Here is a 10364-nt window from a genome sequence, read left to right as displayed (position 1 = left end):
ACCCCTCAACCCGGGGGTCCGGGGGGCGTGGTTTTTGTCAAACCCCCACCGCCCAACCCCCCCCCCCGGGGGGGCCCCCCCCACCCCCGGGGGGGGGGCCCCTCCTCGTACGACGGAAGAACGTCAGCGCTTGTGCTGCGCGTCCGCGACCGTGACCTCGACGCGCTGGAACTCCTTGAGCTCGCTGTAGCCCGTCGTCGCCATCGCGCGGCGCAGGGCGCCGAAGAAATTCATCGAGCCGTCCGGGGTGTGCGACGGACCGGTGAGGATCTCCTCGGTCGTGCCGACGATGCCCAGGTCGACCAGCTTGCCTCGCGGCACGTCCTCGTGGACGGCCTCCATGCCCCAGTGGTGGCCCTTGCCCGGCGCGTCCGTGGCGCGGGCCAGCGGGGAGCCGATCATGACCGAGTCGGCACCGCAGGCGATCGCCTTCGGCAGGTCGCCGGACCAGCCCACGCCGCCGTCGGCGATGACGTGGACGTACCGGCCGCCGGACTCGTCCATGTAGTCGCGGCGGGCCGCGGCCACGTCGGCGACCGCGGTCGCCATCGGGACCTGGATGCCGAGCACGTTGCGCGTGGTGTGCGCCGCGCCGCCGCCGAAGCCGACCAGGACACCGGCCGCGCCGGTGCGCATCAGGTGCAGGGCCGCGGTGTACGTGGCGCAGCCGCCGACGATGACCGGGACGTCGAGCTCGTAGATGAACTGCTTGAGGTTCAGCGGCTCGGCCGCGCCCGAGACGTGCTCGGCGGAGACCGTGGTGCCGCGGATGACGAAGATGTCCACGCCGGCGTCGACGACGGCCTTCGAGAACTGCGCGGTGCGCTGGGGGGAGAGCGCGGCGGCGGTGACCACGCCCGAGTCGCGCACCTCCTTGATGCGCTGCCCGATCAGCTCTTCCTTGATCGGGGCGGCGTAGATCTCCTGCAGACGGCGCGTCGCGGTCGCCTCGTCCATCTCCGCGATCTCGTCGAGCAGCGGCTGCGGGTCCTCGTACCGGGTCCACAGACCCTCGAGGTTCAGCACGCCCAGGCCGCCCAGCTCACCGATGCGGATCGCGGTCTGCGGCGATACGACCGAGTCCATGGGGGCGGCCAGGAAGGGGAGCTCGAAGCGGTAGGCGTCGATCTGCCAGGCGATCGAGACCTCCTTCGGGTCCCGGGTGCGCCGGCTCGGTACGACGGCGATGTCGTCGAACGCGTACGCCCTGCGGCCGCGCTTGCCGCGCCCGATCTCGATCTCAGTCACGATGTGTGGCCTTTCCCTCTACGTCTGCGCCTACCAGTATCCCCGACACAAGGCTGAGGGGCGGTCCCGGTGCGCCCGGACCGCCCCTCACCTGTGGTGATGCGTTACTTCCTGCTGTAGTTCGGCGCCTCGACGGTCATCTGGATGTCGTGCGGGTGGCTCTCCTTGAGGCCCGCCGAGGTGATCCGGACGAACCGGCCGTTCGCCTGAAGGTCCGGAACGGTACGGCCGCCGACGTAGAACATCGACTGACGGAGCCCGCCGACCAGCTGGTGGACGACCGCGGACAGCGGGCCGCGGTACGGCACCTGGCCCTCGATGCCCTCGGGCACGAGCTTCTCGTCGGAGGCGACGCCCTCCTGGAAGTAGCGGTCCTTGGAGAAGGAGCGCTGCTCGCCACGGGACTGCATCGCGCCGAGCGAACCCATGCCGCGGTACGACTTGAACTGCTTGCCGTTGATGAACATCAGCTCACCCGGGGACTCCTCGCAGCCCGCGAGCAGCGAGCCGAGCATCACCGTGTCGGCACCGGCCACGAGGGCCTTGGCGATGTCGCCGGAGTACTGCAGGCCGCCGTCGCCGATGACCGGCACGCCGGCCGCCTTCGCGGCGAGGGACGCCTCGTAGATGGCGGTGACCTGCGGGACGCCGATACCGGCGACCACACGGGTGGTGCAGATGGAGCCGGGGCCGACACCGACCTTGATGCCGTCCACACCGGCGTCGATCAGCGCCTGGGCGCCGTCACGGGTGGCGATGTTGCCGCCGATGACGTCGACGGCGGAGTTCGACTTGATCTTGGCGACCATGTCGCCGACCAGCCTGGAGTGACCGTGCGCGGTGTCGACGACGATGAAGTCGACGCCTGCCTCGATCAGCGCCTGGGCGCGCTCGTACGCGTCACCGGCGACACCGACGGCCGCGCCGACGAGCAGGCGGCCTTCCTTGTCCTTGGCGGCGTTCGGGTACTTCTCCGCCTTGACGAAGTCCTTGACCGTGATCAGGCCCTTGAGGATGCCCGAGTCGTCGACCAGCGGCAGCTTCTCGATCTTGTGGCGGCGCAGCAGCTCCATGGCGTCGACGCCGGAGATGCCGACCTTGCCCGTGACCAGCGGCATCGGGGTCATGACCTCGCGCACCTGGCGGCTGCGGTCCGTCTCGAAGGCCATGTCGCGGTTGGTGACGATGCCGAGCAGCTTGCCCGCCGCGTCGGTCACCGGGACACCGCTGATGCGGAACTTGGCGCAGATCGCGTCGGCCTCGCCGAGCGTCGCGTCGGGGTTCACCGTGATCGGGTCGGTGACCATGCCGGACTCGGAGCGCTTCACCAGGTCGACCTGGTTCGCCTGGTCGGCGATCGAGAGATTGCGGTGCAGGACACCCACGCCGCCCTGTCGCGCCATGGCGATCGCCATGCGGGACTCGGTGACCTTGTCCATCGCGGCGGAGAGCAGCGGGATGTTCACCCGCACGTTCTTCGAGATGTACGAGGAGGTGTCGATCTGGTCGGGCGCCATGTCGGACGCGCCGGGCAGCAGCAGCACGTCGTCGTATGTGAGCCCGAGTGTCGCGAATTTCTCGGGCACTCCGTCGACGTAGACAGTCATGACACCTTCCCCAAATGGCCTTGATCGGTGCGGATGTCCATGCTAACGGGCCTCGACGGTGTCTCATTCCACGATCAAGATCAGAGAGCAGCTTTGGACGTTCGTACGTATACGTGAGGGCCACCGGCCCCCGCCGACCCTTACTGCTCGGCCAGTGCGCGCAGTCGGCTGAGCGCGCGGTGCTGCGCCACCCGAACAGCCCCCGGAGACATCCCGAGCATCTGCCCGGTCTCCTCCGCGGTGAGCCCGACCGCCACCCGCAGCACCAGCAGCTCCCGCTGGTTCTCCGGCAGGTTGGCCAGCAGCTTCTTGGCCCATTCGGCATCGTCGCTGAGCAGCGCACGTTCTTCCGGGCCGAGGGAGTCGTCGGGCCGCTCCGGCATCTCGTCGGAGGGCACGGCCGTCGAGCCCGGGTGCCGCATCGCGGCCCGCTGCAGATCGGCGACCTTGTGTCCGGCGATGGCGAAGACGAAGGCCTCGAAAGGCCTGCCCGTGTCCTTGTAGCGCGGCAGCGCCATCAGGACGGCGACACAGACCTCCTGCGCGAGGTCCTCGACAAAGTGGCGAGCATCACCGGGCAACCGGTTCAGCCGCGTCCGGCAATAGCGCAGGGCGAGCGGGTGCACACGCGCCAGAAGGTCGTGCGTGGCCTGCTCGTCGCCCTCGACGGCACGGTGAACGAGTGCACCGATCACCGTGGTCTCGTCGTCGCGCATCGCTCCATGGTGCCTTGACGCCTGAGAATTCGCGGCACCGCGTTCGTAGTTGTGCACCGAAGCGTTATGAGTAGGCGCGCTGGAACTCATCTCCTGCGCCCTCCCCTCCCGCTCGATCGACTCGTCCCCGAGGAACTCCACACCACCAAGGATGCGGCATCCCGCGCGTAAGTGACACAAGCTGCTCCACAGCGGGGCCACAAGCGGCTCCGCACGGGGAACACAAGCAGCTCCACCGCAGGGGCGGAAGCCGTTCCACCGCGGGACCGGAAGCGGCTCCACCGCGGGAACACCAGCCCCTCCGCACCGGGGACGCAAGCCGCCCCGCAGCGGCGGCGCGGGCTGCCCCCACAACGGACCCTTGCCGGGATACGAGCGCTCCCGACGGGTCCACCAACGTGCTCCGCAGCGCCGATACGAGCGCTCCCGCCGCGGGGCCGGACTCCGCTGCCGCAGCGGGGACACGAGGCCGCCGCGGCAGGGCTTCGACTAACGGACCAGACCCCAGCGGAAGCCGAGGGCGACGGCGTGCGCCCGGTCCGATGCGCCCAGCTTCTTGAACAGGCGTCGGGCGTGGGTCTTGACCGTGTCCTCGGAGAGGAAGAGCTCGCGCCCGATCTCCGCGTTCGACCGGCCGTGGCTCATGCCCTCCAGCACCTGGATCTCACGCGCGGTGAGCGTCGGCGCCGCACCCATCTCGGCCGACCGCAGCCGACGCGGGGCGAGCCGCCAGGTCGGATCGGCGAGAGCCTGGGTGACCGTGGCCCGCAGCTCGGCGCGCGAGGCGTCCTTGTGCAGATAGCCACGGGCACCGGCGGCGACCGCGAGCGCGACACCGTCCAGGTCCTCCGCGACCGTGAGCATGATGATGCGGGCGCCGGGGTCCGCGGACAGCAGCCGGCGGACGGTCTCCACGCCGCCCAGACCGGGCATGCGTACGTCCATCAGAATCAGGTCCGAGCGGTCCGCGCCCCAGCGGCGGAGGACTTCCTCGCCGTTGGCCGCGGTGGTCACGCGCTCCACGCCGGGCACGGTCGCGACCGCACGGCGAAGAGCCTCTCGGGCAAGCGGGGAGTCGTCGCAGACGAGGACGGATGTCATGGCCGCCCTCCGCAGCTGATGCGCGTCACCTTGAGCCTCCAGGGCTGGTACGTATCGTCACCTGTGCGGTTGACGCTCTCGGACACCTGCCCGAGCGCTTGTTCCTTCAACCGCCTCCGCACACTCAACGACGGTCACTCGAAAGAGTTACGGGTCGGACGGCCGCCTTCGGCACTCTACGTGAGGGAGCGTGTGCGGAGGAGAGCCACGCAGGTCACCCGCCCATCACCCGGAAGCTATGCCCCATTTAGCGGGTTTTCTTCCCTTTTTGCGGTGTCTGTGGCTAGATTCGCAATGAGTCATATTTACATCTACTTAGATAGTAGTTGTACGGTCGGGTCGTGCCCGTGAGAGCGGGTACGCGAGACCCATGGGGGGCGAAGGGCCCCCGGATCATCAGCCATCCACCCGCCCACCTATCCGTTCGACACGGTTTCAAGGGGACAAGCGCAATGGCAGATTTCTCCCGCCTTCCCGGACCCAACGCCGATCTGTGGGACTGGCAGCTGCTCGCGGCCTGCCGCGGAGTCGACAGTTCCCTGTTCTTCCACCCCGAGGGAGAGCGCGGCGCGGCACGGAGTGCGCGTGAGAACTCGGCGAAAGAGGTCTGCATGCGGTGCCCTGTACGCGCGGAGTGCGCGGCACACGCACTCGCCGTGCGGGAGCCCTACGGCGTCTGGGGCGGCCTCACCGAGGACGAACGCGAAGAGCTCATGGGACGAGCCCGCAATCGCCTGATCACGGCATCGGCATCGGCATCGAGTTCGGCAGGCGTGGGGCGCGCCTGAAGGTCTGAAGGAACGTTTCTGCGCATGCAGGGAACGGGCCGGGTCCGCATCCCACCCGGCCCTACGGAGCCGCACCGCACGCGGCCCGGGGGCGTGCGGTGCGGAAGCAGCGCGGTGCGCCCGCGGGCACGACGCGTACAACACGCGCGTGACCACGCGAAAGTCACTACGCGTGCGCGGTCGCGCAACGGACTCGTATGCGCACAGGACTCGTACGGCTCGCCGCGCGCAGAGGAATCGTGTGGCCTCACGGACGACGCGTGTGCCCGCACGGCGGACTCGTACGGCCGCGGCGACCGACGCTCACGCGCGCGTGGCCGCGCAGACCCCCTTACGCGCGCGTGGCCGCGCGGGTCAGCTCGTCGAGCGTCGCCGCGACGGCCGGGACCTGGGCCAGGTCCGGCAGCGTGAGGGCGACGATCTCTCGCTCCACGGCCGGCTCCACCACCACGGTCCGGGCACCCTTGGGGCGTACGGACTCGATGGCGAGCGCCGGCAGGACGGCGACGCCCAGCCCGGCCCCGACCAGTCCGACCACGGCCGGGTAGTCGTCGGTCGCGAAGTCGATGCGCGGGGTGAACCCCGCCTCCTCGCAGACGTCCACGAGCTGGCGACGGCAGCGCGGGCAGCCCGCGATCCAGGACTCGTCCGCCAGTTCGGCGATGCCCACCGACTCGGCGTCGGCGAGCCGGTGCGCCTCCGGCACGAGGCCCACCAGGCGGTCGGCGAGCAGGGGCCGGACGACGAGGTCGTTCCACTCGTCGGGGCCCGCGCCGTAGCGGAAGGCCAGGGCGACGTCGCAGTCGCCCTCCCGCAGCATCTCGACCGAGCGCGGCGGCTCGGCCTCCACGAGCGAGACGCGGGTGCCCGGGTGCGCCGCGCGCAGGGCGGCGAGGGCGGTGGGGACGAGGGTGGAGCTGCCGCTGGGGAAGGAGACGAGCCGGACGCGGCCGGCGCGCAGGCCCGCGATGGCGGCGACCTCCTCCTCGGCGGCCGTGAGGCCCGCGAGGATTCCCGAGGCGTGCCTGACCAGGGCCTCGCCCGCCTGGGTGAGCCGCATTTCGCGGCCGGTCCGGATCAGCAGGGGCGTTCCGGCGGAGGATTCGAGCGCCTTCATCTGCTGGCTCACGGCGGGCTGGGTGCAGCCGAGTTCGCGCGCGGCGGCGGAGAAGGAGCCGGTCGCGGCGACGGCGCGCAGGACGCGGAGATGGCGGGCCTCGATCATAGGTCGAGCATAAGCGAGTCTTGGACCTCGCGGCCAATATTCCATCCCGCCTTTGAGGAGAGGTGGCCTAGGGTGCCCGACATGAAGCTGATCAGCGTGAATGCCGGACGGGCCGAGGCCGTGCCGTACACCGACTCTCCCTCGGGAATGTCGGGGATCGACAAGCGTCCGGTCGAGGGGCGGGTACGGGTCGAGGCGCCGAGCGCGCGTGGGGTCGGGGCGAGCGGGCTCGCCGGGGACACGGTGTGCGACCTGCGCTTCCACGGCGGCGACGACCGGGCCGTGACCGCCTTCGCGCGGGAGGACATGGATCGTTGGGAGCGCGAGCTGGGTCGGCCGCTGGCCAACGGCTCGTTCGGCGAGAACCTCACCACGCTCGGGCTGGATGTGAACGGCGCCCTGATCGGGGAGCGTTGGCGGGTCGGTTCGGACGTCGTGCTCGAAGTGACGGGCGGCCGCATCCCCTGCCGTACGTTCGAGGGCTTCGTCCAGGAGAAGGGGTGGGTCCGCCGCTTCACGCAGTCGACCGCCGGCCCGGGCGCGCTGCTGCGGGTGATCGAGCCGGGCGAGATCGCGGTCGGAGACGCCGTGGCGGTCGTGCACCGGCCCGCGCACGCGGTCACGGTCGCGCTCCTGCACCGGGCCGCGACCACCGAACGCTCGCTGCTGCCGAGCACCCTGGTCGCGGCCGAGTGGATGGAGTCGGGCCTGCTCCGGGTCGCGCGCACGTATGCGGAGAAGTACGGCACAGGCGCGTAAGCCGCCTGCCCATCCGGGCATCGGGGCCGTGGAGGACGATTCCAGGGCGCTTCGGGACAGGCCCGGGGCTGCGGAAAGACCCGTACGCCGCACGCTCACGCGTGGCACTAACGTGCCGCGTATGACGACTGCATTGATTACGGGCGCGACAGCGGGCATCGGGGCCGCGTTCGCGCGGAGACTGGCGGCGGACGGTCACGATGTGGTGCTCGTGGCCCGCGATGTGAAGAGACTGCGCGAGCAGGCGACCGAACTGCACGACCGCCACGGCATCGAGGCCGAGGTGCTGGCGGCCGATCTGGCCGACGAGAAGGGCATCGCGGCCGTGGAGGCCCGGCTCTCCGATGCGAGACAACCCGTGGACCTGCTGGTGAACAACGCCGGTTTCGGCAACAAGGGCCGGTTCCTGGAAGTCTCCATGGCCGACGAGTTGAAGATGCTGACGGTGCACTGCGAGGCGGTGCTGCGGTTGACGTCGGCGGCGGCGGAGTCCATGCGGACGCGCGGTCGGGGCGGGGTGGTGAACGTGGCCTCGGTGGCCGCCTTCGTCCCGCGCGGCACGTACGGGGCGTCGAAGGCGTGGGTCGTGCAGTTCACCCAGGGCGCGGCGCGGGATCTCGGGGGTACCGGGGTCCGGCTGATGGCGCTCTGCCCGGGCTTCGTCCGGACGGAGTTCCACGAGCGGGCCGGGATGGGGACGGACAACATCCCGAGCTGGATGTGGCTCGACGCGGACAAGTTGGTGGCGACGGCGCTGGCCGATCTGGCACGGGGCAAGACGCTGTCCATCCCGGACCCCCGCTACAAGGCCCTGATGGGTGTGGTGAAGCTGGCGCCCCGCGGCCTGCTGGGAGGGGTGTCCTCCAAGGCGGGCCGCAAGTACGGACCGAAGTGACGGGTGCCCGACACCGGTCCGGGCACTGAACCGGGGCCGGTCCGGGGCTGCTCGACGCCGGGCCCTCGTACGCCCCGATGTTCGGAGCCGACGCCGCCGACACGTCGTTTCCGAACCGGCGTCCCGTGCACACGGGCCGCGGTGGCGGCGAGGGCCGGTGCGCTGCTCGGGGTCACCCGTCCTCCGGATCGAGGGCCATGAGGGCCGTGGTTCCGTTCTGCCAGGTCACGTGCAGCGTGCGGCCCGTGACCTGGACGGTTGCGAGGGTGGACACGGGCGCAGGGGCGGGCTCGGCCGTGAGCGAGGCGAGGGAGACGAAGAGGCTCTCGGGGCCGCTGGTGGAGCCGTGCAGGGCTGCGGTACGGGTGTCCGGGCCGCCCTGGAGCGTGGCGCCGGTGGCGAGTTCGACGGGCTCGACCGCGGGTGGAAAGCCGTGGACCGGGTGGAGTTGGGCCGTGGGGCCCTCGGGCGTGGTCGCCCAGCCGGTCTGACGTACGGGAGTTCCGTCGGGCGCGCCGAGGACGAGATGGGCGCGGACCTCGGCGCGGCCGTGGGCCAGGGTCGCGGAGACGATCCGGATGCCGGGGAGCGGGGTGTGCAGGGAGGCGGCCCGGCCGGGGCCGGTGCCCAGCGGGGTCGCGGGGCCGCGCCGGGTGACCCTGCCGTCGAGGACCAGGGCGAAGTGGTTGTCGGGCTGGTCGGGCGGGGTGGTGGGGCCGGTGCGGGTGGAGTAGGCGTAGCGGGCGTAGCCGGAGTCGTCGGCGCCGGACGGGTCGCTGCTCACAAGGTTGCTGCCGTGGTTGTGGAGGCGGACGAGTCCGTCGGCGGCGGTGGACTGGATGAGCAGCCCGGCGGGGGCGACGGGGCGCACGGTGTCGGCGCGTTCGGCGGGGAGGGGTTCCTCGGGGTCGGTCCAGGCGGGGTGGTCGGCGGGGAGGAGCAGGCCGAGGAAACCCTTGGCCGCCCAGTACGGGGAGGCGGGGCCGGAGTAGCTCTGGACGACGGGTTCGTACGGGCCGTGCCAGCCGAGGGTGAGCAGGTCGCGCTCGTCGGTGGCACCCCGGTCGAGGAAGTACCGAAGGGTGCCGGAGGCGAGGCGGCGGGTGGCGCCGGGGGTGAGCGGGGTGTGTCCGGTGAGGGCCCCCAGCCAGGGGGCGGCCGCCGCGGCGAAGCGGTAGGTGAGGGATCGGCCGTACGGGAGGGGGGCGCCGTCACCGCCGAAGAGGTGGGAGTAGTCGTCGAGGTGACGCCGCAACCGGGGGCCGTAGCGGTCGAGGAGGTCCCGGTCGCCGGCGAGGTGGGCGTGCAGGACGGGGTAGAGGTGCAGGGCCCAGGCGTTGTAGTGGTCGAACGCGCGGTTGTCTCCGTCGCTGTACCAGCCGTCGCCGAGGTACCACTTCTCGATGCGGTCGAGGGAGCGGTCGATGGTGACGGCGGCGCGGTCGGTCTCGATTCCGGCGTCCTGGAGGAATCCGGCGACGGTGAGGCCGAAGAGCCACCAGTTGTTGTCGACCGGGGAGGGTTCGAGGGCGGGCCGCAGCCACTCGACAACACGCTGCCGGACGCGGTCGTCGAGGCGGTCCCAGAGCCAGGGGCGGGTCAGCCGCAGACCGAGGGCGACGGAGGCGGATTCGACGACGGCCTGGCGTACGTCGGTGAGGAGCGGCCAGGAGTCGGGGCCGTCGCCGCCCGGAGCCTCCGTGCCGGCGGCGAGGCCCTCGGCGTGAAAGCCGAGGTGGCCGTGCGGGTCCTCGCCCCGGGCGCCCGCGACGCGGAGTGCGGCGAGGAGGAACGTACGGGCGTGGCCTTCGAGGCCGTCGGAGCGGGCGCCGGACCAGCTGGGGCGGGGGCCCGGGAGGTCGAGGAGTCCGTGGCGGGGCGAGGCGTACGGTCGCACGGCGAGGAGGAGCCGGTCGGCGGTGTCCTCCCAGTGGGCGCGGGTCCAGCCGGTGAACTGGCTGAGCTCACGGTTCTCGGGCGGCGTGGGCATGATGCTCCCTGAGGCGGACTTCGGCGTCGCCGGGA

The 10364-nt window shown here is 71.3% G+C and carries 9 protein-coding genes; 3 read left to right on the top strand and 6 right to left on the bottom strand.

The annotated features are described in order from the left end of the window. Positions 1-123: 123 nt before the first annotated feature. From ACFC0D_RS18340 to ACFC0D_RS18325, 4 genes are all read right to left on the bottom strand, one after another. Positions 124-1248, bottom strand: coding sequence for a GuaB3 family IMP dehydrogenase-related protein (locus ACFC0D_RS18340; RefSeq protein ID WP_376436577.1), 1125 nt, complete (start codon positions 1246-1248; stop codon positions 124-126). 104 nt (positions 1249-1352) lie between these two features. Next, positions 1353-2855, bottom strand: a complete 1503-nt coding sequence (gene guaB, locus ACFC0D_RS18335) for an IMP dehydrogenase (RefSeq protein ID WP_376436575.1) — start codon at positions 2853-2855, stop codon at positions 1353-1355. 140 nt (positions 2856-2995) lie between these two features. Further along, complete coding sequence (locus tag ACFC0D_RS18330; RefSeq protein WP_137993884.1) at positions 2996-3571, bottom strand: sigma-70 family RNA polymerase sigma factor; 576 nt, start codon at positions 3569-3571, stop codon at positions 2996-2998. Between the two features lie 489 nt (positions 3572-4060). After that, positions 4061-4672 carry a response regulator transcription factor gene (locus ACFC0D_RS18325; protein ID WP_003948568.1) on the bottom strand — a complete coding sequence of 204 codons (612 nt, stop codon included), beginning with the start codon at positions 4670-4672 and terminating at the stop codon, positions 4061-4063. A 452-nt stretch (positions 4673-5124) separates the two neighbouring features. Here ACFC0D_RS18325 and ACFC0D_RS18320 point away from each other — a divergent pair, with 452 nt between their 5' ends. Next, positions 5125-5460, top strand: coding sequence for a WhiB family transcriptional regulator (locus tag ACFC0D_RS18320; RefSeq protein ID WP_376436572.1), 336 nt, complete (start codon positions 5125-5127; stop codon positions 5458-5460). 331 nt (positions 5461-5791) lie between these two features. Here ACFC0D_RS18320 and ACFC0D_RS18315 read toward each other — a convergent pair whose 3' ends face one another. Next, positions 5792-6685, bottom strand: coding sequence for a LysR family transcriptional regulator (locus ACFC0D_RS18315; protein WP_376436569.1), 894 nt, complete (start codon positions 6683-6685; stop codon positions 5792-5794). Between the two features lie 81 nt (positions 6686-6766). Here ACFC0D_RS18315 and ACFC0D_RS18310 point away from each other — a divergent pair, with 81 nt between their 5' ends. Both ACFC0D_RS18310 and ACFC0D_RS18305 read left to right on the top strand, forming a co-directional pair. Then, positions 6767-7444: an MOSC domain-containing protein gene (locus ACFC0D_RS18310; RefSeq protein WP_376436566.1), complete on the top strand. Its 678-nt coding sequence runs from the start codon at positions 6767-6769 to the stop codon at positions 7442-7444. Positions 7445-7565: 121 nt separating this feature from the next. Then, positions 7566-8339 (top strand): SDR family NAD(P)-dependent oxidoreductase, encoded by a 774-nt coding sequence (locus ACFC0D_RS18305; RefSeq protein ID WP_376436563.1) that lies wholly within the window; start codon positions 7566-7568, stop codon positions 8337-8339. 172 nt (positions 8340-8511) lie between these two features. Here ACFC0D_RS18305 and ACFC0D_RS18300 read toward each other — a convergent pair whose 3' ends face one another. Then, positions 8512-10329, bottom strand: a complete 1818-nt coding sequence (locus ACFC0D_RS18300) for a DUF2264 domain-containing protein (RefSeq protein WP_376436559.1) — start codon at positions 10327-10329, stop codon at positions 8512-8514. Positions 10330-10364 lie beyond the last annotated feature (35 nt).

Origin of the sequence: Streptomyces sp. NPDC056222, from assembly GCF_042264065.1 — a bacterium.
Classification (GTDB): Bacteria; Actinomycetota; Actinomycetes; order Streptomycetales; family Streptomycetaceae; genus Streptomyces.
The sequence above is the reverse complement of the archived record's forward strand: the minus strand, read 5'-3'. Positions and strand labels throughout refer to the sequence as shown.